Raw genomic sequence first — 26,444 nt, forward strand, 5'->3', positions numbered from 1 at the left:
TCCGTACTTACCCAAAACCGAGCAAGGAAGTTATTTTCCAGGCCAAGTGAGGGGCGCTATAATTTTGAGCATATTATCTTATAATTTCACTCATGTAAACCTTTAAATTCTCAAGAAGTCGGGCCTCAATTTGGCGAATTCGTTCTCTGGACACCCCATAATCGTCTGCTATGGACTGGAGCGAGCGCGGAGCATCATTTAGGAGCCTCTCGCGAAAGATTTCTTGATCTCTCGGCTTTAGGCCTTGAATGAATTGGTCCAGGTTATCTTGTAATAATTTCAAGGACTGCTGAAATTCGATGTCCTCAGCAAAATCACCAGAATCTGGGAGCAGATCACCCATTGTCGACGATGACTCTCCAACAGGAGTGTCGATACTAACTTCAGAGCCCCCTTCACCTAGGCGCATATCCATCAGGGCCACGGCCTTCTCACTCACATCGAGGTTTTGGGCAATGGTCTTATGGTCTGGCTTAATCCCTTGGGCCTCGAGGCGCTCTTTTTCACGCATGAGGTTATAAAAAAGCTTCTTCTGTTCATTGGTTGAACCTAACTTAACTAACTTAAAATTATCGAGGATGAACTTCAAGATATAAGACTTAATCCACCAAGAAGCGTAATAAGAGAGCTTGGCGCCTTTATCTGGCTCAAAGAGTGAGACGGCCTTCATTAGACCGATATTTCCCTCTTGGATAAGGTCCATCACATTGGCATGAGCACTGCGATACTCCATGGCAATCTTAACAACAAGGCGTAGATTTGAGACAACAAGCTTCTTTGCCAGATCAATATCCCCTGATTCACGAAATTGCTTAACGAGTAACTTTTCTTGTTCAGGCGATAGGAGTTCGTAGCGAGAGATCTCTTTTAGATATTGATTGAGCTTATTATCGAGCTTTGAAGGAACTGGCAGGTTTGAAGCAAGGGCCGGTAAGGTCTCTTGTATCAGCTGAACTTCTTCATCAATTGTCAGCTTTTTAGGGCCGATATCAACATAGTCACCTTCCTCATCAGATATTGTATGAGGAGATTCGATAAGACCTGATTCTTCAACCGATGGGAGCACCTCAACATCGTACTTTGATTTATCTTTGCTATTATTGTTATTATTAACTTTTGCCATTAAGGCTATTTATCATTTTTTAGCTTCGACGGCCATAGAATCGATATTATTTAGGGTTTCTAAAGACTTAATTTCATTTAAGTCCCTTGTTGATAGATCGGTGACAATCCTCTTATTTCGTATCGCAACAAGGGCAAACGGAGCAATGCGAATATTAACACCAATCTTTAATTGTTTTGCACCATCACCTTTAGGCAGCTCGATATAGTCAATTATATCGAATTGTCTAATTAGTTCGTTCGTCATCACTTGTGTTAGATCAGCATTCACAGAAAACTGCATTAAGGTGTCTTTAATACCTTTATAGTCATTTTCAATATAGAGACTTAGGCGCTTTTTTAGCTGTTCAACTTTCTTGTCGTCATTTCCAACATGAGCGATTTTATATTGCTCATAAATCCACTTAATATCAGTGCGTGGAATATTGATATCGAAGTGCAAATTAATCATATTTGTCACATCACTGGCCTTATCAAACTCACCATGAAGAACATTGAAGTTTATTTCGGGAAAGCTTTTACGGTAGACAAAGTAATCATTCACTTCTTTATCAACTTGCATGACGAGCGCTTCTTCATAAGAAAGTTTCTTAGCGTTTGATTTAAGATAATCAAGGGCCCAAAAATCCCATAGGCCGTCATTTGATAAAGAAATATAATCTTTGATCGTTTTAGAATCATGTGTCCAAACGTTAAAGTCTGGCACTCGTGTTACAAGGGCCAGGAATTGGCCAATAAGGCGAGGTTTTTCATCCTTAAATTCATCAAGCGCTTTAACGAAATTACTATCAACTTCTGTCGAGTACTTAGGTGACGAAAAGCGGAACTTTTCACAATAGGCCAACTTGAAATCAAAATTTAGATTAGCAGAACCAACGGGACGAATAATATCTTGTTGAATTTTAGAGACACTCTTTGGGCGACAGATTTGATTACGGCAAAGGCCCCCTTTTTTATCTGAAAGCTTATCCTTAAATGCATAAGTATCAAGCCCACTTAGCTCTCGAATGATGTAGCTCATGACAGCAGAAGACGATAAGAAATCAGCAAGTTTTCTTGGGTAATTGACTTGACCACCCCAAGAACAGGCATATGAGAAAACACCTGTTGTGTAATATAACTCATTAACTAGAATTTCATTTTCACTTTGTAGTTTATTTAACTTATCTGTGTAGAGTTTCTTTCTTTGATCAATTGGTAAAAAGATTTCACCTTCATCTTTAAAGTAGTTTTGAAAAAGATATTTAATAAGGCGATGGCCCATCAAAGTAATATTTTGTGAACATTTCGAAACCAGAGAATTAACGAGGTTGTCATATTGCTCACTATCAAACTGAAGCTTCTTAGCATAGGTTGCAATGGCCTGCATCGAGTAATTCATCATTTTATATTGAAGAGTGGCCATAATTGTACGATAGAACTCATCTCTTTCTAGTCCATTGTTGAAATATAGTTTCGCACTATTTTCACGACAAAAATAATCAAGCTTTTCGTCCTCGAGATAGAACTTTCGATAATTATTTAAAAGGTCAAAATTCTCTTTAGAGTTTTTAACTCGTGATTGCTCTATAGATTTACCAAGATTATCAAATATCTTATCACCTTGCTTGTTAAGAACAAGGGAATCCGCTGGTAGAGCTTGTAGCGATATGATTACCAGCAATGGGCAGGCCAACAAACGCACATACTTTAAGAATTTTGCAAAAACATCCATGTAAAATCCATTTAAACTTTCCCTTAAGTTATCGGAATTATTCCCGAAAGGTTTAATAGGAAATTTAAAAGAAATAAATATGAAAATAATTTCACTTAAGGCCATTCTCTTACTCATAAGCTTATCGTTATTAAGTGAAGTCATTCGTGCACAATCTAATGCACATATTATTTCAAGACAGGCCAAACGAGAACTAGACCCACCTTATAATATCTATCACGAAATTGAGGCCGCTTATTTCAATGAAGGGCTACAACTAGATGATCGCAAGGATTTTCTTGATCAATTGAGGGTTGCTAAATCCCTTTTAATTGATGGCCATTCCAATGATGCCATCCTTGTTCTAGAAAAACTTTCGGCCAAAACAAATAGTTATAAGAAACAACTTCTCATTAACCGCTTCCTTGTACTTGCATACTTTTCCGATGCACGGGCCAAGGAGACACGCGAGACACTGGCCTCCTTACAAGATAATGCCTCTTGGTTTTATCAAAATTGTACAATGAGAATGGTGAGTGCCCTTTCAATGCCAAAAGAAATGAATGAGAAAATTGAAGAAATCTTTAATAATTGCATTATCAGAAGCCACAACAAGAATCCTTATCAGGACAATACTTGGCTTAACCTTGTCTTAGAAAAGCGCCTTAAAGGTTATGTTAGATCAACACGAATCAGAGACCTAATGGCCAGCAATAATATCGATATCATAAAAACAGTTCTTCGTTATGGTATCTTTTTTAAAGAACACGAAAGAGTTTTAAAACACTATGGAACAATACCAGTTGAATTCTATGCTGACCCAATGCTTAGAACACTAGTTTCAGTTAATCTTTATAACGCTGGAAAGTATGATCAAGCATTAAAACTTGCTCAATCAATTGACAATACAAATACAAATAAAATTAAAGGCCACATGGAGATTCATAAAGAAGATATCAAGACGGCCTATTCTCACTATATATCAAACTTAATTCAAAAGCCTGAATCAATCGTAAATAATAAACTCATACTTACCACAGCATGGCTTAGTGGAAATTTTAAGAATGCGCGAATCGCACTTTCAAAAATTCCATTATCAGACTCACTTTCTCGTGAAAAAGAACTTTTAAGAATCAATATTCTTATCAAAGAAGGAAAGTTTAAAGAGGCCGTTTACCTAATGAATAATCTGGATATTCGTTATAACAAGCGTCTACCTTATGAGGCTGCGATTCTTAGTACATATTTAAAATTATTAAATAATGATCAAAACTGGATTCAGCTTAGTGATAAGTCATGCCTTAACAAGAACATCATCAGTTGCTGGCTGCATATGCAATCGAAACTATGGGATAATTTTACAACAGAAGTGATTCGAAAGGATCAAAAGATGGAATCAAAAACGATACAGGATCGACTTGAGTCCATGATTACAGCGCCAGCACAAAAGAAATTTGATGAGCCAGTGCTTATTTATCAAAAAGATATTTACGAGCTAGACTTAGCACAGTACCCAGACCTAGGGCACTGATTTTCAAAGTCTAGTAAAGCTAGAAAGAATAGCGGTAGCCAAAGTTAATCATCGCGCCACTCATATCAACATCGCTGTCATTACCACCACCAGAAATAGAGAAAGAGTGTGTTAAATACTCTAGCTCAGCGAAGACGAAACTATAACGATTAAGCCAATAATCAAGCTTACCACCGAAATAAAGGCCCATACCACTTTGAATATCAAAGCCATCATCAGCATTGGCCAAGCTATACTTAGCACCAGCTTTAGCAAAGAGGTCTAGCTTTTTCAAATTAAGAACCTTAACACCAAACTCTCCGATAAAATTGGTAAGAGTTGCACTGACAATACTAGAAGTAGCATTTAAAACAATAGGCTCTTCATCAATTGAAAGCTGTCCACTAACGTAGAAGATCGAACCAAATTGATAATCGACACCAAGATTCATTTGATAGAATCGTTCAATATTATTTGATAGACTTGAGCTCGCAAAATTTTCATTCAATAATCTAAACTTGGCAAATGGACGAAAGCGTCCATTCCCCATAAGGGCCAAGCTAAGCTCAATCCCCCTCTTGCCTAATTCGTAATCACCACTATCATAGCCGAATGTATGGCCCTGATTCACAAGAGAGAGCCCTACAATATTTGAAGAGAACCTTTCGGCCGTCGTCATTTTCTTGCCACTAACACTCTTATAGCTTGCAAGAAGTAAGTTTGATTTTAAGAGGTCATTTAATTCACTTTGTTTTTGAATTGACTCATGAGTGTTATTAACAACAAGAAATCCACGGTTTGGATCAAGCGTAAGATTCTTTGGGGAAATAAAATTCCCATTGGAGCTGTTGATACGTCCAATTTCTCGTGCTTCATAGACACGATAATTCTCATTGAAAGTCGCATTCTTTTCAGGTGGAATATAAATACCAGAAACCAAATCGACTAATCCACCGGCCTTTGGCGCATACCTTTTTTGTGAGCTTGAATACTGGCCACGATATGAGCTTCTCTGCTCAGCAGGTTTGAAGAGATTTTCTGTAAGTGGATACGGAGATAAGTTAATTTCCTCACTATCAGTATCTTCTGAATAGACTGTCATATCTAAACGATTATTCGAATAAAGCCTTGATAGTTGTAACGGGTTTAACTTAACAGGCATGGAAACAGGCCTTGACTCGTGAAATGTAGCACTATATTGGCCACGTGCAACTGTTGCCACGTCCTTTAATTTTTCACCAAAGAGAACATCATTAATCTCTTTGCTAAAATTTCTGATTTCATTATTTGTACGAAATTTAAATTTAATTTTTTGTTCATTAAGACTTCTTCTAAAAACAAGTCTTTCCCCCGCACTGAATTTATGAGAGCGGTTAATTCGCTTCATATTTGCTTTGCCAGTAAAAGTCAGTGTTCCAGTTACGTTATTATAGATATTGTAGAGAACAAGAGAATCAGTGTCTTCAAGGCCAACAAGAGCGCTATTAGTTCTTACAAAAATACGATCAAAGCGAGAGTCCCTAACCTTTCTTTGTTTCTTAACTTTAAGCCTTATGATCCCGGCGTGAAGTGAAATAAAGTCACCTTCTGGTGCATTGATAAGCTCAATTGTTACCTTTGAATTTGGCCCAATGATAAGTAAATCACCACGTTCATTTGAAAGTCGAGCATAAGAATTATCTTCAGTAATAATAAGAGTGTCTTGAGAAAGATTTATATCACTAGAGATTTTAGTTGCATCTATTTGGCGTGATTGATTCTTACTTATCAATGAAATATCACCACGTCCTGAATTAAGCTTTATTGCAGCTAATGTTTGGATTGAAACACAAAGTGATAAAACAAAGAAAGTACTTTTTAAAAGCATGTATATTCCTAAATTGACTTAAATTCTAAAATTTCTAATATTGAAAGTTACTTCAATTTTACTTGAAACTATTTTTAGGTCAACAAGCAATATAGACAACTCATTAATAAAGCGACTACTTATCTTCTTTAAACTCAACACCATCAAATTGATAAACAATAGACTTATCTTCCACAACAGTTGTGATTGAAACAGGTCTCTTCCAAATCTTATAGATATTTGCCATCGTATCTTGGGCCTGAGTTAGGTCAAGATCGACACCCTGGTGAACATGGCGAAGAAGTAACTCTCCACGGTTCTTATGATTAGCAGATTCGACCTCTATTATTGGAGAACCAAAGTTCGTTAGTTGATTTAGTAGCTTTGCCTTAATTTCTTTGAAGTCACGTGTTTCGATCTCATTTCGGCCAGTGCGTGAGTTATACTTATAAGTGAAAAGCTGCATACGGTTGCAAAATTCTTCAGTGAAGAACTCATCGATAAAAGTAATATCGTTATGAGTACGTCTTACTTCAAAAATCTTTTCGCGTCCCTTATTCGTTTCGATATGCCAATTCTCTTTCTTGTGTAGATCTGTACAGTCTTGGTATTCTTTACCAAATTTTCCAGTATCCCAACGGTACTCAATATCGCGCATCAGCTCAATACCGATTTTATATGGATTAATATTTTGCTTACTCATGGCCATAACACCAGAGTGAATATCTGCAAAATCAATAATCTCAGAACTATTCAATGCCTTCTTCGTTAGAATCTTAGAGTGCCAATAAGAGGCCCATCCCTCATTCATAATCTTTGTCATTCTTTGAGGTAGAAAGTAATATGCTTCCTCTCTAAGAATTCCTATGATATCCGCTTGCCAATCTTCAATTGGAGCATGATCGATAAGAAATTTCATGATATCACGTGTGCCGCGAATTTCTTCATCTAATAGCTCTAGAGGCGTCTTTTTAACTTCGTCCTTACCTTCTTCAAGTCCAACTCGTCCCATTTTAGAGTTCATGAAAGAGCGCAGAACTTGCGAGCGATCATCTTTGAATTCAAAATCCTCGTCGGCCGATGTTTTTTGTTTTTCTTCACTTTGGAAAAGAACATTAACATCCAGTAAGTTTTCAAAAGAAAGAACTGTATCAATGAATTCTTCCACACGATCTTGGCCATACTTATCCATGTAGCGACGTACTTTTGTCCCATGATTGGCCATAACATCCATCATGCGACGATCTGTTCCTCTAAACCAAGCGTTATTTTTAAAGAAGTCAGCATGGCCATAAACGTGGGCCATAACGAGCTTTTGATCAACATAACGATTAGAGCTAAGAAGATAGGCATAACAAGGGTCTGTGTTAATCACAAGTTCGTATATTTTTTGAAAACCGTATTTATTACCTTTAGCAAGGCGGTCATACTCTAGACCGAATCTCCAATGAGGATAGCGTGAAGGAAATCCGCCATTTGCGGCAAGAATACAAACTGTATCATAGTCACAAACTTCGAATACAACAGGATAGAAATCAAGTCCGTACTCGACTGCATAGCCGTGTACTTCATCTCTTAATCTTGCAAGTTCACCACTTAGTGGTTTTGTTCTTTCCATACTACTTATTACTGGAGTCACGCCTTACTTACCTTTTCCTAGAAAATCTTTTATTGAATCTAAGATTGCTTCTTTATTTTTAATTTTACTTAAAATGACATCCTCATGTTTTTCACCGAACTCTTTGGAAAGGTCTTTATAAAATTGACCTGAACCATAACGAGACTCAACTTGTCCGTAGAAGAATGCATTTGAATTTGGAATGATTGAATTCTTTAAAATATCAAGACAAACCTTTGTGTCTTCGGCCGACCAGTTATCACCATCAGAAAAATGGAAAGGATAAATATTCCATTCATCTGAATTATAATCACTAGCGATCATATCCTTGCAAAGTTTAAGTGCCGACGAAATCAGAGTTCCACCACTTTCACGCGTTCTAAAGAATGTCTCTTCATCAACTTCTTTTGCCGTTGCATCGTGGATGATATAGCGAATCTCAATGTCTTTATACTGAGACTTAAGCCATAGGTTAATCCAAAAAGATTCTGTGCGAACAATTTCTTTTTGCTCATCACCCATTGAACCTGAGACGTCCATCATATAAATAACAACCGCAGAGTTTTCAAATTCAATCTTTGAATCACTTGAGCGGTAGCGCATATCACTTTTAATTGGAACAACCACAGGATTCTTTGGATCATAAGTCCCCATTGCGATTTGACGCTTTAAGGCCTCTTTAAAAGATCTCTTATAATGCTTTAGGGAATCTGGCCCAACTGTACCGATACTAGTGTAGCGATCCACAGTTGACTGCATATTCTTCTTCCCCTTAGGTTCAATCTTAGGTAGCGCGAGCTCATTGCCAAGAATTGAAGCAAGCTCATCGAGACTCATTTCAACATCAAGGGCCTTCTCACCTTCCCCTTCACCAGCTTCTCCTGGCTCTCCTTGACCTTCTTGTGGTTCACCTTGTCCATCGACTGGATCTCCAGGTTGGCCATCACCCTGTCCTGTTCCACCTTGGCTTTTGTCGCCAAAACGAAATTGTGGAGTGTTGATAGAAGGCATTGGAACTTTAAATTGGCCATTACCTTTTGGAATAGGCATCTCACCGCCGGCAATATACTTTCTTAGATTATCACGCACCTTTCCTTTAATAATTTTACGAAAACGTGCGTGGTCTCTTTTAATCGGGTGATCCATTAACTCTCCAGTTGTGGAGGTGCTAAGTCCTAAGACTTAGCACTGTCTCCTTTTGCAAAAATACTAGCGACATAATTAAGAGCATCAGTTGCTGAAATTTCACAGTAACCGTAATTCTTAATAAGACGAGACTTGATAACATCAATCTTCTCTTGTGTTTCTTTATCAACAACATTTGAGATGATTGTTGTAAGCTTAATCGCATCTTTTTGATCTTCAAAAAGCTTAAGTTCAAGTGCACGGTGTAGTCTTTCATTCATCTTGTAATCAAATTGCTTACCTTCGATTGCAAGAGCACCGATGTAGTTCATGATCTCACGTCTAAAGTCATCCTTGCGTGATTCAGCAATGTCGATTTTCTCTTCGATGCTTCTCATGAAACGCTCATCAGCTTCTTCAAGCTTACCAGTGTACTTGTTGCGAACCTTCTCTTTTTGAGTGTAGGCCTTAACGTTATCAATATAATTTGCACATAGAGTTTCAATTGCGGTTTCATCAAGAGAGATTGCTTTTTGAACATCATTTTTAACGATGTCAGTATACTCTTGGCGAACAATTGCTAGCATCTCACGATACTTCTCTACAGCATCTGGATTATTTGCCATTGAATGCTTAAGTCCAGACTCTAGTTCGTTGAAAACCATGAATGGATTTAGAGAACCAGTGTGTCCATACTTAACAAGTGCATTTGAAATTTTATCTTGAATATAACGAGGAGAGATCCCTTCAAGACCTTCTCTAACAGCTTCTTTACGAAGTTCTTTTACGTTATCTTCATTATAACCAGTTAGCGTCTTACCGTTATAAAGCTTAAGCTTTTGAACAAGAGTTAGATCGGCTTTCTTTGGCTCTTCCATTCTAGTTAGAACGGCCCACATAGCTGCCATATCTAAAGTGTGTGGGGCGATGTGAACATGAGGAATCTTTTCAGCGTTGAAGTCACGTTGATAGATTCTTACCTCATTATCAAGACGAGTAATATAAGGAATATCAATTTTTACAGTACGGTCACGTAGAGCTTCCATAAACTCATTATTTTGAAGCTTTCTAAATTCTGGCTCATTTGTGTGGCCTAGAATAACAAGGTCAATATCTGTTTGAGCAAACTTCTTTGGCTTAATTGATTGCTCTTGAGAAGCACCAAGTAGGTCATATAAGAAAGCAACATCAAGCTTTAACATTTCGATAAATTCGATAATCCCACGGTTAGCGATATTGAATTCACCATCAAAGTTAAATGCACGAGGATCTGAGTCTGACCCGTATTGAGCAATCTTTCTATAGTTGATATCACCTGTTAATTCTGTTGAATCTTGGTTCTTTTCATCTTTAGGTTGGAAGGTACCAATACCTAGACGATCTTTTTCAGAAAGAATAAGTCTCTTTACACGGATATGGTTTTCCATAACTTTCATGAAGTCACCATCATACTTAATCATGTATTCATTGAGGATATAACGGTCAGCAGGACAAACTTCACCACGGATTTTAATCTTGTGGTCCTTATTACCCTTATTCATATTTTCTAAGAACTCTTTTCTTACTTCGTGTGGAATTAGCTTTAATGGATCTTCATGCATTGGAGATGGAAAAACTTTTTGTCCACCAAGAATGTCTGATTCTTCTTCGTCATACCATTCAAAAGTATAAAGAGCACCTTCATCTGTGCGTGAATAGTGTTCTAAACCTTTTTTAAGATTTCTTGCAATTGATGACTTAGCAGAACCAACAGGCCCATGAAGTAGTAGAACCCTTTTTTCAGTTCCGTAACCAAGAGCTGCGGCCTTAAAAAAGTTAACTAATTTCATTAGGTGTACATCAATTCCAAAAACGGCATCTTTACCATTTCCAATTGGATCATCAAAAAAGTGATAGCGAGTGATTTCTTTTTTATATTCTAGATAAGTACTCGTTCCAAAAGTCATAATCATATCGAAAATTCTTTGGAATGAATTACGTCCAATTCTTGGGTCTTCAGCTACAAGATCTACGTAATCCTGAAAACTCCCCGTCCAGTGTAAGTGAGCAAAGTCTTCAACTTTGTAGTTCTCACTCATAAAGTCTTTCATATTCATTTTAGTCATATCTTCTCCATCCATGAGTTGCATTCGATGCAAGCTAAATTCCTAAATATATTATAACGTGAAAAACTAAGTAGAAGCAAAGGTAACTATAAAAAAAATATGTAGTGACTTTTTGACACCGTAAAATAATCAGGTACTCACTAAAATTACTAGGCAAATATTTGGCAAAATGAATGCCCAACAAAAGCATTTGACTAAAATCTGTATCCAATTGAAAATATAGGAATTACAGATTTAGCATTGTTGAGGGATTACAAGGGTGAATATGGAAATTATTTGTGCCGGCGTATCAGATATTGGACGCAAGAGAGAGACCAACCAGGATTCAATTTACGTTGGGAATTCAAGTAAACTCTATGTCGTGGCAGATGGCATGGGTGGACACTCTGGCGGTGAACTGGCCTCAACAATGGCCATCAAATATATTGCAGAGAAAGTGAAAGAGCTCAAAGCATCAAGTACCAATACTTCTTCTGTCCTTAAAGACTCTGTTCACTTTGCTAACGAAAAAATTAAAAATTACGCTGATGAAGAGCCATCTTTAAAAGGAATGGGAACAACTGTTGTTGGAATTCTCTTTGGCGAAGATAAAGCAAGTATTGCAAATGTTGGTGACTCACGTGCCTATGTCATCACTCAAGGACAAATCTTTCAATTAACAAAAGACCACTCTGTCATCCAAGAAAAAATCAATTTTGGAATCTATACTCGTGAACAAGCTGCTAATGATCCAAATAAGAATTACCTGTCTCGAACGGTCGGGTTTGAATCAGGAATTGAAGTCGATCTTTATGATTACAAACCGAATAAGGGAGATATTTTTCTTCTTTGCTCAGACGGGCTTCATGGAAAACTAAGTGACGAAGATATCCTCTTTATCATTAGCGATATGATAAAAAAGAACGACGAACTAAGTCATCAGCTCATTCACGACTGCGCACAAACACTTGTGAGGCAGGCCAATGAACACGGTGGACAGGACAATATATCTGTTATTTTAGCGGTAGTTAATTAATCTTAACCCTCTCCTATTGAGGCCGATTATACGTCTCAACGTGTCATGGATTAATATCTTGCAAACTGTTATCAAGAAACCTACAATAAACATCAGAAATTATTGAAAATTCAAGGAAGTAATTTTGAGTCGTTTTTACACAATTATGGTAATTCCTGAAAAGGAGAAGGGAGTTAAGTCATTTCGCATTCCACGCGTGATCTTTAACTCAGTCCTATTTTTCATCGTTATCATCGTAGCAGTTATAGGTATTCTTACTTTTGACTATATTAAAATTCTTAAACAAGTTTACGAAAACCGTCACCTAAGCATTGAGAACCGTCAACTTAAAGAGCAAATTCAGCTTTTTAATATGAAACTCAATACATTAACAGATGATATTGAACGTATTCAAAAAATTGAAAGTAAATTAAGGGTTATCTCTGGCTTTAAAGATTTTGATCTGACAAAACCTGTGATGCAAAACTCTGATGAGCATGAGGCCCAAGAAGGCGATCACGGCCATAATCACTCGGCCCCATCGAACCCTTCTCGTAATCCGCAGTCTGTTCTCATCCCCCAACGAGACCGGGAGTTAATGGATAAAGTTAAGTCGGAGCTAATAGACCTCAAGAGTGTCGAGGAATTTAGCGACATCAATGATCTTTACGAGAGAAAGATTGCAACTAACTTTGGGTTAACTTCTGGTTATAGCTTTACAAAAGAATGGAGTAGCTTAATTAAACAAAGTTTTAAGTTAGCTGAAAACTTTGCGTTTTTTGATTATCGATATTCAATCCTACGCAAGATTTCAGGTGATTTAGAGATTCGTGTAAATGAGCTCGATCAATTCTTACTTGATCGCGAGTCTTTTTTAAGATCAACACCGACGCTTCTTCCTGCACGTGGTTGGATTACTTCCTACTATGGGCCTCGTATGAGTCACTACTCAAAACGAGTAAAAATGCATGAGGGCCTAGATGTTGGTGCACCTATTGGTACCGTCATTCTTGCACCTGCGGATGGTATCGTTAAAACATCAAAGAAAAATTACGGTTTTGGAAACCACGTTGAAATAGATCATGGATACGGTATAACTACAGTTTACGGACATAATTCAGAAAACATCGTTGTAAAAGGCCAAAGGGTCAAACGGGGGCAGCCAATTGCAAAAGTTGGTAACTCCGGTTTATCCACAGGCCCCCATTTGCATTACGAAATTCGCATTAATGGAACACCGGTGGATCCACTTTATTATGTACTGGATTAATTAGGAGAAATTTAAATGTTTAATCCGCTTAAGTCTTTTTTTGGCACGAAACACGATCGCGATATCAAAAAGCTCATGCCAATCGTTAATGAAATTAATTCACTTGAAGCACAAATGGAAAAACTTAGTGATGACGAGCTTAAGGCGCAGACAACTAAGTTTAAGCAACGCCTAAGTGAAGGAGCGACTCTAGACCAACTTCTACCAGAAGCATTTGCAACGGTTAGAGAAGCTGCTAAGCGTGTCCTTGGAATGCGACCATATGATGTTCAAATCATCGGTGGAATTGTTCTTTTCAAAGGAATTATTGCGGAGATGAAGACAGGGGAAGGTAAGACTCTTACTGCAACTCTGCCTCTTTACCTAAAAGCTCTCGAAGGAAAAGGTGCTCACCTTGTAACTGTAAACGACTACCTAGCTAGTCGTGATGCTCAGGAAATGGGTGTTCTTTATAATTGGCTAGGTCTAACGACTGGTTGTATTATCGCAGATATGGAAGATGAAGATCGCCAGAAGGCATATGCTTCAGATATCACATACGGAACAAATAACGAATTTGCTTTCGACTACCTAAGAGATAATATGAAATTCTCTTTAGAGGAATATGTTCAAAGAGACTTTCACTATTGTATCGTGGATGAGGTTGACTCGATTCTAATTGATGAGGCCAGAACTCCCCTGCTAATCTCAGGACCAAGTGAAGGTGATTCAACTCTTTATGGAGTTGCAAATAAAGTTATCCCACAACTTACAGTTGAAAAACACTTCACGATTGATGAAAAATCAATGTCAGCTGTTTTTACAGAAGAAGGGATTTTAAAAGTTCAAGAGCTTATGAAAGTTGATAATCTTTATGATATCGAAAACTCTGCTCTACTTCACCACCTAAACCAAGCACTTCGTGCTCACCACTTATTCAAAAGAGACGCTAACTACATCATTAAAGACGGTGAAGTAATTATCGTTGATGAATTCACTGGACGTCTAAAAACAGGCTCTCGTTGGTCAGATGGCCTACACCAGGCAATCGAAGCAAAAGAAGGTGTTGAGATCAAGCAAGAAAACCAAACTCTTGCTTCAATTACATTCCAGAACTACTTTAAAATGTATGCAAACCTTGCAGGTATGACAGGAACGGCAGATACAGAAGCTGAAGAATTTAAAAAGATCTATGATCTTGACGTAATTGTTATCCCAACAAATCTTCCAATTGCACGTGTTGATGAAGCGGATGTTATCTATAAGAACAAGCAAGCAAAATATAGAGCAATTATTAAGCTTCTAAGAGAACTAAACGAAAAAGGCCAACCGGTTCTAGTTGGGACGATTACAGTTGACTCTTCTAACCTACTTTCACAAGAGCTAGAAAAGGCAGGAATTGAACACAATGTTTTAAATGCCAAGCAACATGGGAAAGAAGCCGGTATTATTGAAAATGCTGGTCGAAAGGGATCTGTAACAATTGCAACAAATATGGCCGGTCGTGGTACCGACATAAAAATTAATGATGAAGTAAAGGCCCTTGGTGGTTTATATATCCTTTGTACAGAAAGACACGAATCTCGTCGTATTGACAACCAGCTTCGTGGACGTTCAGGACGTCAGGGAGACCCAGGTCGTTCAAAATTCTTCCTATCTCTAGAAGATGATCTTATGAGAATCTTTGGTAGTGATCGTATTGCGAAAGTGATGAACACTCTTGGTATGGAAGAAGATGAGCCAATTGAGCACAAGATGATCACAAATGCCATCGCTAAAGCTCAAAAGAAAGTAGAAACGCACAACTTTGAAATAAGAAAGCACCTTCTTGACTTCGACAATGTCATGAATGAACAACGTCGAGTTATCTACCGTATCCGTCGTGATATTCTTTCAGATGAAGACAACCTAGGGTTCGTAAAAGAGATGACTGAAGATGTTGCTGACAACCTTTACGAAACATATCGTCCGCAAAAGAAAGTTCCTCTTGAGGACCTTCCTTGGGAAGACATGAAATCAGGATTCTGTGCAACTTTTAACACAGAATACGAAGTAAGTGCGGTTGAATGTTCAGAGAAATTCGAAGGTAATGTAAGTAAGTACTTTGAAGAAAGAGCAAAAGAAATTCTAGAAACAAAGCTTGCTGGTTATGATGAAAGACAAGTAACACTTGCTCTAAGAGAAATTCTACTTTCTACTTTTGACCAGCACTGGAAAGATCACTTAAGAAATATGGATCACCTAAAAGAAGGGATCAACCTTAAGGCCTACGCACAAAAAGATCCTCTGACTGAATATAAGAGAGAAGCTTTCAACCTATTCGAGCAAATGCGTGTTGATGTAAAAGCAAGTGTTGTTCGCAATATGTTTACTGTTCGTCTTTATACTCAAGAAGAGATTGAGGAACTAAGACGTCAACAGGAAGAGGAGCTACAAAAGCAACTTGAGATCTTAAAAGCAAAAAGAATTGCTGAAGAAGAAGGACGTGATGAGCCTGCGCAAGCACAAGCTCCTCGCTCACGTGGACAAGTAAAGGTTGGACGTAACGACGCTTGCCCGTGTGGTTCAGGAAAGAAATTTAAACACTGTCACGGATCATAACGAATATGTCAGATGGCGATAACAAGAACGATTTAACACGCATTGAGGACTTGTCTGAGTTTCTTCATCAGGGAGATGATGAGCTCGACAAGCTTCTTGCTGACCTCGATGAGTCTAATGAGGACTCAAACAATGAGAACGAAGCGGACGAAGCTGAAATCGAGTTAGCGCCATTTGAATATTCAAATAATTCAGAAGAAAATTTTGATGATGACACTTTAGAGTCAGAAGAAGAATTTGATAATGACAACAATGAAGATGACTCATATGACGAGGCAGAATACGCCTTTGATGAATCTGACCTTAACGACCAAGAGGATGCTTTAGAAGAAGATCTAGAAGACAATCAGGTCGATTTTCAGAACGACTTTCAGGAAGACGATCAAACAGACTTCAACGAAGACTTTGCAAGCTTTGAAGACCAAAACACTGAAGGCCAAGAAGAGACAAATTTTGATAATTTCGAAAACTTTGAAAACGACGAAGACGAAATACTAGAAGAAGATCAGCGAGAAGATGGACAGCTAGATGACCAAGAGGGCGAAGAAGCTGAAATTGAACTTTCACCTTTTGAAGAAGAAACTCAAGAAGACAACAGCTCCTATCAAGAAGCCCCTCAGCAAGAAGAGCTAACTGAACAAGAAATACAAGCATATGAGCAGGTGGAAACTCAACTTACAGCAACTCCTGAAACGGTAGCACCTGAAATCAAAGTGGCCCAAGACTTTGGTGAAGTCAGAGACTTTGCGGCCAACTCAACATACGGCAAGGTTGCAATTGGTGGTAATCCTGCTTTTTCCATCCTTATGCAAGGGATAACTCCTGGTCAATATGATGAGAGTATTCTTGCCGTTTTGAATGAACATGGGCTCTTGGGAGATAATGAAGACCTTTATCGTACAGGCCTTGAAAGTGGACAGCTCCTTATTGCACAAATTGGTGAGTTCAGTGCTATTTACTTAGCAGGAAAATTACGTCGCTATTGTCGCGTGATCAAAGTTGGACTGGCCCATGAAATACATGCTAGCCCAAATTATGACCACAGTGACCAAAGAGGTTTAACAGGGCCACGCTCAATCAATCAGAATAAATCAAAGCATTTTGTAAGAAATAATAAAGAATTTAACCAAGAAGATGTTCTACTTAGCTCTTCTCACTTCGTCCCAGGATATCTTATCACTCACAGCTTGGGCCCAATGCAGATAAATGAAGTCATCGATGGTAACGAGTTTAATGATATTAAGTCAATTAACCTAATCGAATACTTCTCTGACCAATTTAAAGAAAGCGCTTTTAAAAAAGGTGCGAATGCAATTATTTCGATCCACTTTACAGTAAATCACCACAATAAAGACTCAGCGTCGAATGATATTATTATCATGGCCCATGGGGACTATGTCGTTTTAGAAGAAAACAAGGCATAGAGATTAGACAATTATGATTAGCAATTTAAGCGATACAAAAGTTTTTTATAGCACCATTATTATTGGAGGAGGCATTGTAGGGGCCGGAGTTTTCCGAGACCTAAGCCTACATGATGTCGATACTCTTCTTGTGGATAAGAAGGACTTTGCTTCCCAAACGAGCTCTAAAAGCTCAAAAATGCTTCACGGTGGAATCCGCTATCTTGAAAATTTTGACTTTCCCCTAGTATGGGAAGCCTTACATGAGAAGAACCTTTGGCTAAAGCTTGCGCCTCACCTATGCTTTGAAGAAAAATTCTATCTACCAATCTATTCTGATTCAATTCGTCCAAAATGGATGATTAGAATTGGCCTTTTCTTATATGATCTTCTTTCAAGCTTTCAAAACTCTCCGTATGAGATGAAGAGTAAAATCGAAACACTTGAAACTAATGCGGATTTAAAAGAGGACGACTTAAAAGGAAGCGGTGTTTATCATGATGCTGTTGTACACGATGGCCGATTAACAATTGAAGTCCTTAGAGATGGCGCCTTTAATCCTAGCTGTCATGCTCTTAATCATGTGGGCCTAGAAGATTATGAGTTTCTAGAAGATGGTACAGTCAGAGTTGTTCTAAATGATGAAATTGAAGGAATAACAAAGGAAGTCTACTGCAATGATTTGGTTTTTGCGACAGGACCTTTTACAGATAAAATCCTCGAAAAATCAAAACAAATCCACTGGCAACCACAACTTTTACCATCACGTGGTAGTCATATTTGGATCTCAAAGGAACGTTTAAAAATAAAGACTGCAATTCTTTTAACACCAAATGATGGCCGAGTTATTTTTGTCATTCCACAGGCCGATAAAATTCTTGTCGGTACAACAGAAGCAAAAGTAGAAGAAGATTATTTTGATTTAAAAGCAACACAAGAAGAGATCAATTACTTACTCGCTAATTTAAATCAATACTTCCCAAAGGCCAAGATTGCAGAAAGTGACATAATCTCTAGCTTTGCAGGGATTCGTCCTCTCGTAAAAGATGACTCCACTGCCGCACTAGGAAAGACTGCGCGAGTTCACAAATACTTTCAACCATTGAAAAACTGTCACGTTCTCATTGGAGGGAAATATACAACCTTTAGAACGATGGCCCAGGATGTAGCAAGAGCAATAGTTCACAAACATAAGAAACCATATATTCAAGACAAAACCCTTGCAGAATTTCGCTTTAAGATGCGCTATAATCCCTTTGAGCAGAAAGGCTTCACTGCTGAGCAGGAAGTAGAAGTTAGGAAGTATGAGTTTGTACGTTGTGAAGAAGATTTTAACAGACGCCACTAGAGAATAATGTAGCGTCTGTTAAGAGAAACTAGAAGCGTAAGTAGGCTCCAGCAATTGCTCTAAATCCACTTAAAGAGATCGTGTTTTCAACTGTCGATCCACCAGTTTCAATACTGAAAGTTGAAGAGCTACTAAAGTAGTCCCCCTTAGCATAAAAACCAAATCCTGAATCAAGTGTGTACTTGATACCACCACCAAAATTCATATATGTCCCCGAACCTGACAGGCTTTCTGTTGTTGAAGAGCCAGCAGACTGTGGGATTTCATTAAGTGAAGTCATCGATAAACCAAATCCAAATTCAACATAAGGAATAAAGCGGTTCGTTGCAAGAGGATTGAAAATATGAAAATTAACGGCACCGCCAAAATCAATTGAAGATGAAGTTGAATCAGAGATCCCATTGCTTCCAGAGTAGTAACCAACACTTGCTTTAAGTGAAAACTTTTGTAAAAAACTTTGAGACTTTGGAAAAAATAGCTCAAACTCTCCAGCAAAACCAAGCGAGCTTAATTCTGTATCAGTACTTACACCAACATTATCATATGTTCCGCTAAGCATATTAAAACCTGCAGAAACATTTAAGGCCATATTCTTGTCTAGAATCTTACTTGGTGTAGGCTTAGACATTGTCTGATTGCTTGAAAATGATGTTGTTTTAATGGCCTCAAGCTCACTCTGTTCTTCGTAGTTATCTTTATAGCTACTTGAAGCTTGAGATTGAGTATAGGCACTTCTTTGTTGTGGGGCAGAACGATTGATATCAACAGGCTCCCCTATCTGCTTTCCACCTGGATATGTTGCCTGTAGAGACTTCGAACGATCATTAGTTAGTTTCACAGGAGAGGAAATCTTTAAATTTGCAACTTTATCACGTTGTATTTCATTAGGTTTTACAATTCGATAAATACTCCAAACAGAACGCGAAGGTGTGGCCTTGATACATACTGCTCTTGCAAAAACACCTGTCGTAATAAAGAACTTTGCATGATCCCCAATAACAAGGCCATCTTCTAGACCTCGATTCATAAGAATTGTTTTCTTCGAAGTTGAAGTCTGAAGAATTCTGAAAGTTAACTTCTCATCAATATCCAGTGCCAAAGTACTAGAGCTAAATAGAGCAATTAGTGAGAAGGTTAGAATTTTTAGTAAACGTCCTGTCATATCATATCCTTAAAAAAATATACTTAAACTAGCGATAAATTTTAAATTATTAACTGTTTGGTTTAGTGCAAAATTATTAGCATCCGCTACATTAACTTCACTTATAGGAGACAAACTTAGTAGCTCGTAGTTTAACTTCGCACCTATACCGTAGCCAAACATATTACCTTTTTCATAGTCTCGAAATGTAGAGATTCTCGTTTTAATTCCAAGAGTAATTGAAGGTAGCGCGACTGACTCATAGTCATAACTGTAATTTGTAAAAGAGGCTGAAGTCGTCTCACCCGTACCACGTTTCATTCCAAGACCTACAAAAGCAAGAAGTTTATTTCGAACATATGGGGCATTGTAGAAGTAGTAATTAACATGTGCGCCAAAATTCATATAAGTCATGCGGCCATTGATACCACCAAGATCAACATTTAAGTTTGAAACGTCGAGACCAAAGTCCACGCTCCACTTCCTAAGGGAGTCATGTGCTCTAATAAGATGAAATTCATAAGAAGCGGCCAGGCCATAACCAAGGTTCTGGTGATTACTATCACTTTCCGTGTAATTAGGCATAAGGTTTGAAATAAAGCTCAATTGAACTTCATTACCACTTTCAATTGAAAGAACATTTTCTCTTCTAAATTTTTCGCGAGCAATACCTGATGACTTTAAGTAGCGGCTAAGCTGCTCACTATCCATATCAGCAGACCACAGTGGTCCTTCTTTATCGAGAACTGCTTTTGCCGATTTTGTCACTCGATTCTTAGCTCTTTCTCTTGCAAGACTCTCTTCCATTACATTGGGTATTGAGAGGTTTGAGTTTGCGCCAGTTAAATCAGGACTTCCACTATAGAGCATTTCCTTATAGCCATCTTGGGCAGCAGAGATCTTATTTAATTGTTCTTGATTTTGGCGCGCCATTTGTACATCAAATTCTTTGGCCGTAAGCTTTGTTGTATCAACAGGCCCTAGCTGAGAATCGACATACTTATAACGAAGCCTACCATCTTTAACGATAATCTCGTCACCATCTCTTAACTGAGTTTTCTTTGTCACCTTATAAATTGTCGACTCATCGAAACTTGAATCATAATTCTTATCACTAGGAGTCTCTTTATCTTGAACTAGGTCTGTTGGAACTTCACCATCAATGGCGTGTTGATTATTAAATTTTGTTTTCTTTGATTCATAGGCCTTAATTTCGTAAACAGGTTTTTTCTTATAACGGCCACTAGCGGTTTGTGATCGAATTTGTAGCGCAATAGTTTTATCTGTAGCAAAATTAGCTCGGTTTAGCTTATCTCCAGAAATTTCTTTGAAATACCAGTAAGATTCACGGTCTGATACTTTAAGAAGCTCAATACTTCCAAGGTAGAGATATTTAGGTTTTTGATAATCGCCAATACGTATTGAAACGTCTGCCACATCACCAGTTTTAAGTCCTGTAAGCTTACCGACAGAAAGCTTAATTGTGCGTCCTGACTGAGAAAGGGCCACAATTTTTGCCTGCATCATTGCATAAGTATTTGCCATCAATAAATTTAGCAAAAGTATCATTACGAATTGTTTATATTTATCCATATATTTAATTATAACGAATGGAAGTATTTGAAACAATATGGTAAGGTATGTATATTTTTACAAAATTATGCCACGGTGCACCATGAGTGAACGGAGGAAGATATGGCCAAAAGAAAGAAGAATATTCAAATTTTTCGATACGAATGCCAAATGACTGGCGAAGTTTACAAAACTACTAAGAAAGCAACTAATCCTGATGATCTTGTTAGTGTAAACGCATACTACGAAATGAATCCTGAGGAAGATGATCGTCCTGAGGAAATTAAGAAAGAATTAGGAATTGAGTAAAATTTAGAAAAAAACGGAGTTTTTGAATGGCACACCACAAAGTCATTATTATTGGATCAGGTCCTGCTGGTTATACAGCGGCCCTATATGCATCACGTGCAAACCTTGAACCTCTTGTTATTGAAGGACATGAGCCAGGTGGGCAATTAACGACGACAACTGATGTTGATAACTTTCCAGGATTCCCAGAAGGGATCATGGGGCCAGAACTTATGGCCAATATGAAAAAACAAACTCAGAGATTTGGAACGCAATACTTGAGTGGTTTTGTCACTGGACTTGATACGTCAAAGAGACCTTTTACTCTTACAGTTGATGAAGATAAAACTTACACTGCAGATGCAGTTATCCTTGCAACAGGTGCTTCGGCCAAATACCTTGGTTTACCAAATGAAAAAGAATTAATTGGTAAAGGTGTTAGTGCTTGTGCAACTTGTGATGGATTCTTCTACCGCGACCGTGTTGTTCACGTAGTTGGAGGGGGAGATACGGCAATGGAGGAAGCAACTTTCCTAACAAAATTTGCTTCTAAAGTATATGTTGTCCACAGAAGAGATGAGCTTCGTGCTTCTAAGCCAATGCAAGAGCGTGCTTTCAATAACGAAAAGATCGAATTCGTATGGGATAGCGCTGTAACAGAAATCATCGCTGATGCAACTGGTGTAACTTCAATTAAAGTAGAAAACCTAAAAACGGGTGAAGTTACAGAGAGAAAAACTGATGGCCTATTTATGGGTATCGGACATAAGCCAAATACAGACTTCCTAAAAGGTAAAGTAGATCTTGATGATCATGGCTTTATCATTACTGAGGGTAGACACCCAGATACAAGCGTTGCAGGTATTTTTGCATGTGGCGATGTACAAGACTCTTACTACCGTCAGGCGATTTCTGCGGCAGGTTCAGGTTGTCAGGCAGCAATCAGAGCAGAAAGATTCTTAGAAGAAAACGAATAATTAAAATTCATATCGTGGCCTAGGGATAAACTAGGCCACATTATCTGAAATATACAACTCAACTCTTTCAACAGTTTCATTAAACAAACGCTTTACAACCTTACTACCATTTTTAAGGCGGCCAACCATATCCTCGTAATCAATTAAAGAGCCCTTTGCCACAGACTTAAGCCCAACAGCTCCTTCTTTTAATTGCTTGGCCACAAAGAAGTAAAGATAAAGGTCAGCACACTCCTGTTCATTTAAGTCGTGTTCATCGAAGGCATTGATTTTTAAATCATTTGCCTCAATCGAAATTTGTGGTTGTATATCCCTTTCAAATAAAGGAGTGATCTCACTTGTTCTAATCGTTAGATTTCCACTACCTTTGTTAAAGATCATTAGCCTTGCAATACAGGCCTTGAGTTCTGAGATATTACCAGGCCAGTCATAATCAAGAAGCATTTTCTGAACACGATGAGAAAGACGTTTTTTAGTGGTATGATTTTTAAGGCTATATTGTGAGATAAAATAATTTGCAAAGAAGAGTATATCTTCTTTTCTCTCAACAAGTGAGATGGTTTTAAAGCTTGGAATCGTTAAATCATTCAAATAAACAGTACCAGTAAATAGAATTCTGAACGATTCTCTACTATCAACAGTCTCGATAATATAATTGGCAACCCTAGGTGAAAGCTTATCGAGGCCCTTAAAGATCACATGGCCATTAATGACACGATCTCTAATCTTATCAACAACCTCATCAATATCCTTCTTTGTCATCTTTGCATAGCAATTAACAACTTCGATATGAGTATTGGCCGTATTAGACTGGCGTGCAATTTTCTCACAAAGATAATACTTACCACTTCCCTCGCCGCCATAAATATAAACAGGGCCTTTTTCATTAGGTGCGCTATATTGATCTAAGAACGCTTGTGCACCTTTAGCAAAAACACTAACTCCCATCGATGTATTAAAAGCAACATCAGTATCGAACTCGTCTCCATAGTCACCATTATTATATTCTTCATACTCATCGATCTCATCACTCTTATAAAAATAGAGAAGGCCAATAACTCGTGCTAAAAACATGGCCTGTTTTAAATCGTTGTCAGTAAAAAGTTCATTTTTCTCTTTATTTGAAAAATTTAAAATTCCAAAGATATTTTCATTATGATCGAAAATCGGACACATCATATATGTTGAAATGGTCGTATTATTTACTACCTCGTACATATTAAAGAACTCATCACTTGATAGAGATTGAGAGAACTTAGATTTAATACCACGTGGATTGTTATAAAGCTCCTCAAGTATTCCAACAATAGGATACTCAATCTCTTTGAGTTGATTAGTGTGAAAGTCAAACTCACTAAAAGTGTGTTCATCATGTCCTACAATAAATGCTCTAGCATCTCGTGCCTTAACAATTCTTTGGACTTCAATAATGAATAATTTTATCAATTCAACTTTATTGCGATAATTCTTAAAAATGTGAAATAAATCGAGAATCATTGAAACTGAAACATTATCATCGATATCTTTATCAAAAGTATTATCAGAGTCATAATTTCCGGCAACTGCTTCATTCAAAACCATATCATACATAAGGTTTCGAAGACGTCTCTTGCCCATTGAAGAAACGAGTTCTGTCATGAGGTTCATAATGCTTTCAACCTCGTAGTCAATAAACTCAAGGCCAAGATAATTATCTCCGGCATTGTTAAAATTAGGACGATATCGTCTTAACTTAACAGTTTGGAATAATCGTATTTTTTTAAACTTAATTTCTATCTTAAAAATCTGACTATCAACATACTCGCCAATGAGAACACCAATACCTGTTGTTGATATATTGTCGACGGCCACATTGAATGAGTTTGAAGTTGAGTCTCCAATCATCTCATAGAGAATACACTCTATATTATCCGACTCTTTTAGTTTAATACGATAATTTCTAAGTTTCTTCATATGAATATTTATCGTCTAGTAAAATTACTAACTTTAACTCTAAGAGATATAAAAATTCTAAAGAAATCGACGATAAGGAGATATCTGAAAACAGATCCATCATTGAGGAATAATTGAAATTTAATATTCAAAATTACAAATTTTTCAAATCATATCGCTTTCCAATTCACGAGGAAGATAGAGTTAGTGCTGAAGTTATCACAATGGAGCGTGAAAATATAAAACATAATAATGTTCGCATTGACTCAATAAATCTCTCTGGCCTAAACTTCATTTGCTCGCAAAAATATTCAATTGGCGAGAAGATTAAAATTAAAATAGCAACCAAAAGACTTTTTAATAACTGGGACTTTGAACTAACGGGGATAATCATCCGATCATTCATCTATTGTGAGGATGTGACAAAGACTATTTACGGAATTTCAATTGAGCCAAATTCTCAAACAACAGTTTTAAAATATTTTTTAAAAGATTTTTTATCACATTACCGTACGGCCAAGCTTAAAGATAAACTCTTTCAAATCTGCCAAAATAAGATAAAGATCAACCGAGATGATGGAGTTGAATTATTTTCACTCTTTCAAAGCTTAATTCAAAAAACCTATAGCGGTAGGATTATCGATATTCTAAACGAGCTTCCTAGTATTTTTCGTTGTGAAAATTACCATATCTTTCTCTTTGATGCCAAAACAGGTGAATTTGAAATCGAGAGAACTAATAGCGACGTTACACCAAGAGACCATAGCTTTAACAGTATTCTAAAAGAAGCCTATTTCAATAAAGTTATCATTAACAAAAGCTTTCACGAGAAAAAAGCAACAGGTGTCGATCTCGACATAAAAAATATTCTTATGTCCCCTATTGTTAACCATAATGGAGAAAGTATTGGCATTATTTGTATGTCCAATAGCGTATCAGGTGGAAAATTTAACTTTACGATGATTGAAAATATAAAGATTATCGCTAGCCTTATCTCATATTTTTATGCAGATAAAAAGCATACAATTAGCAGTGAAAAGGTAGAAAACAAACTACCTGATCACTTCATTTTCAGCGATAAATCACAAACAGGACAATCGATAATTAACACACTCAACACTATTAAAAACACTAGAGAAAACCTCTACATCCACGGAGAAACAGGCCTTGGAAAGAGAGCATATGCACGCTATATTTGTGGTGACAATGAAGAAACTGTCATTGATTTTAATGATGATGAAGTTACCAATCATAAAAAGCTCGAACAAATAAGTGAGCTAACAAATAAGGGTATAAAAGATTTAATCGTTAAAAATCTTGAGATGCTAAGCTACGATGAACAAGCAACTTTCTACAATATTATTAGATCCCTAAAAATTAGAATCGTAACAATTGCTACCAATGATCTAAAGGCGCTAGAGAAGAACGACATCATTTTAACAGACCTCTACAATCTCATCACAACAGTGAAACTCAATATTCCACCTCTGCGACTACGTCGAGCAGAGATTGTTGAAATCGCAAAACACTATATTAAATACGAGTGCACTAAACGTGGCATGAGTGTGAAAAAACTCTCACAAGAATCAATAAATGATTTAGAGGCCGCTAACTGGGACTTCAATAATAGCACCCTCCACTCAATAATCGTTAAGGCCCTTTTAAAATCTGAGTCAAACGAACAAGTACTTCATCTCAAGCTCAAAGCAAGGGATTCAAGAAAAATCCTCAACAGCAACCAAAACACTCAACTACAGGAATACATCCTTAACACCTTAAATTCATGTGATAAGTCTATTTCTTATAAGAATACTGAAAGTATTTTTGTGGAAAATTTAATGAGAAAAAAAGCGTCTTAGATTTGACAGACCCAAAGCAAAATTGAAATAATTTTATTAACAGATCACGGATCGATCTGAG

General features: G+C 37.3%; 18 protein-coding genes. 9 read left to right on the plus strand and 9 right to left on the minus strand.

Going from position 1 to position 26,444, the window contains the following annotated elements; genetic code table 11:
* Nucleotides 1–73 precede the first annotated feature (73 nt).
* Both ABMA76_RS05600 and ABMA76_RS05605 read right to left on the minus strand, forming a co-directional pair.
* Nucleotides 74–1,123 (minus strand): RNA polymerase factor sigma-32, encoded by a 1,050-nt coding sequence (locus ABMA76_RS05600; protein ID WP_392908231.1) that lies wholly within the window; start codon nucleotides 1,121–1,123, stop codon nucleotides 74–76.
* A 12-nt stretch (nucleotides 1,124–1,135) separates the two neighbouring features.
* Nucleotides 1,136–2,836, minus strand: a complete 1,701-nt coding sequence (locus tag ABMA76_RS05605) for a hypothetical protein (protein WP_392908228.1) — start codon at nucleotides 2,834–2,836, stop codon at nucleotides 1,136–1,138.
* 79 nt (nucleotides 2,837–2,915) lie between these two features.
* On the opposite strand from ABMA76_RS05605, the gene ABMA76_RS05610 reads away from it, so the two are divergent.
* Complete coding sequence (locus ABMA76_RS05610) at nucleotides 2,916–4,346, plus strand: hypothetical protein (protein ID WP_393061089.1); 1,431 nt, start codon at nucleotides 2,916–2,918, stop codon at nucleotides 4,344–4,346.
* Between the two features lie 19 nt (nucleotides 4,347–4,365).
* Here the strand turns inward: ABMA76_RS05610 and ABMA76_RS05615 are convergent, their stop codons facing one another.
* From ABMA76_RS05615 to ABMA76_RS05630, 4 genes are all read right to left on the minus strand, one after another.
* The gene (locus ABMA76_RS05615; RefSeq protein ID WP_393061091.1) at nucleotides 4,366–6,192 is read right to left on the minus strand and encodes a hypothetical protein; all 1,827 of its coding nucleotides are present in this window, start codon (nucleotides 6,190–6,192) and stop codon (nucleotides 4,366–4,368) included.
* 115 nt (nucleotides 6,193–6,307) lie between these two features.
* Complete coding sequence (locus ABMA76_RS05620; protein WP_393061093.1) at nucleotides 6,308–7,789, minus strand: SpoVR family protein; 1,482 nt, start codon at nucleotides 7,787–7,789, stop codon at nucleotides 6,308–6,310.
* Nucleotides 7,790–7,813: 24 nt separating this feature from the next.
* Nucleotides 7,814–8,935, minus strand: a complete 1,122-nt coding sequence (locus ABMA76_RS05625; RefSeq protein ID WP_392860825.1) for a DUF444 family protein — start codon at nucleotides 8,933–8,935, stop codon at nucleotides 7,814–7,816.
* 29 nt (nucleotides 8,936–8,964) lie between these two features.
* On the minus strand, nucleotides 8,965–11,019 hold the full coding sequence (locus ABMA76_RS05630; RefSeq protein WP_393061095.1) for a PrkA family serine protein kinase: 2,055 nt from the start codon (nucleotides 11,017–11,019) through the stop codon (nucleotides 8,965–8,967).
* Nucleotides 11,020–11,284: 265 nt separating this feature from the next.
* On the opposite strand from ABMA76_RS05630, the gene ABMA76_RS05635 reads away from it, so the two are divergent.
* The 5 genes from ABMA76_RS05635 (at nucleotide 11,285) to ABMA76_RS05655 (ending at nucleotide 18,614) form a co-directional block, all read left to right on the plus strand.
* A complete protein-coding gene (locus ABMA76_RS05635; protein WP_393061097.1) occupies nucleotides 11,285–12,034 on the plus strand; it encodes a Stp1/IreP family PP2C-type Ser/Thr phosphatase in 750 nt (249 codons plus the stop codon).
* Nucleotides 12,035–12,158: 124 nt separating this feature from the next.
* Nucleotides 12,159–13,283: a M23 family metallopeptidase gene (locus tag ABMA76_RS05640; RefSeq protein WP_392908211.1), complete on the plus strand. Its 1,125-nt coding sequence runs from the start codon at nucleotides 12,159–12,161 to the stop codon at nucleotides 13,281–13,283.
* A gap of 15 nt (nucleotides 13,284–13,298) precedes the next feature.
* Complete coding sequence (gene secA / locus ABMA76_RS05645; protein WP_392908209.1) at nucleotides 13,299–15,863, plus strand: preprotein translocase subunit SecA; 2,565 nt, start codon at nucleotides 13,299–13,301, stop codon at nucleotides 15,861–15,863.
* Between the two features lie 5 nt (nucleotides 15,864–15,868).
* Complete coding sequence (locus tag ABMA76_RS05650) at nucleotides 15,869–17,287, plus strand: hypothetical protein (protein ID WP_392908207.1); 1,419 nt, start codon at nucleotides 15,869–15,871, stop codon at nucleotides 17,285–17,287.
* A 13-nt stretch (nucleotides 17,288–17,300) separates the two neighbouring features.
* Nucleotides 17,301–18,614, plus strand: coding sequence for a glycerol-3-phosphate dehydrogenase/oxidase (locus ABMA76_RS05655; RefSeq protein ID WP_392908205.1), 1,314 nt, complete (start codon nucleotides 17,301–17,303; stop codon nucleotides 18,612–18,614).
* A gap of 28 nt (nucleotides 18,615–18,642) precedes the next feature.
* Here the strand turns inward: ABMA76_RS05655 and ABMA76_RS05660 are convergent, their stop codons facing one another.
* Nucleotides 18,643–19,776 (minus strand): hypothetical protein, encoded by a 1,134-nt coding sequence (locus tag ABMA76_RS05660; protein ID WP_392908203.1) that lies wholly within the window; start codon nucleotides 19,774–19,776, stop codon nucleotides 18,643–18,645.
* Between the two features lie 9 nt (nucleotides 19,777–19,785).
* Nucleotides 19,786–21,348 carry a hypothetical protein gene (locus ABMA76_RS05665; RefSeq protein ID WP_392908200.1) on the minus strand — a complete coding sequence of 521 codons (1,563 nt, stop codon included), beginning with the start codon at nucleotides 21,346–21,348 and terminating at the stop codon, nucleotides 19,786–19,788.
* 102 nt (nucleotides 21,349–21,450) lie between these two features.
* Between ABMA76_RS05665 and ABMA76_RS05670 the strand changes: the two genes are divergently transcribed.
* Together ABMA76_RS05670 and trxB are read left to right on the plus strand one after the other, a co-directional pair.
* Nucleotides 21,451–21,636, plus strand: coding sequence for a hypothetical protein (locus ABMA76_RS05670; protein WP_392908198.1), 186 nt, complete (start codon nucleotides 21,451–21,453; stop codon nucleotides 21,634–21,636).
* A gap of 26 nt (nucleotides 21,637–21,662) precedes the next feature.
* A complete protein-coding gene (gene trxB, locus ABMA76_RS05675; RefSeq protein WP_392860840.1) occupies nucleotides 21,663–22,592 on the plus strand; it encodes a thioredoxin-disulfide reductase in 930 nt (309 codons plus the stop codon).
* Nucleotides 22,593–22,622: 30 nt separating this feature from the next.
* Here trxB and ABMA76_RS05680 read toward each other — a convergent pair whose 3' ends face one another.
* On the minus strand, nucleotides 22,623–24,545 hold the full coding sequence (locus ABMA76_RS05680) for a hypothetical protein (RefSeq protein ID WP_393061099.1): 1,923 nt from the start codon (nucleotides 24,543–24,545) through the stop codon (nucleotides 22,623–22,625).
* 113 nt (nucleotides 24,546–24,658) lie between these two features.
* Here ABMA76_RS05680 and ABMA76_RS05685 point away from each other — a divergent pair, with 113 nt between their 5' ends.
* Nucleotides 24,659–26,383, plus strand: a complete 1,725-nt coding sequence (locus tag ABMA76_RS05685) for a hypothetical protein (RefSeq protein ID WP_393061101.1) — start codon at nucleotides 24,659–24,661, stop codon at nucleotides 26,381–26,383.
* The last annotated feature ends 61 nt before the right edge of the window (nucleotides 26,384–26,444 follow it).

Origin of the sequence: Halobacteriovorax sp. ZH5_bin.2 (genome assembly GCF_043196375.1) — a bacterium.
GTDB lineage: Bacteria > Bdellovibrionota > Bacteriovoracia > Bacteriovoracales > Bacteriovoracaceae > Halobacteriovorax_A.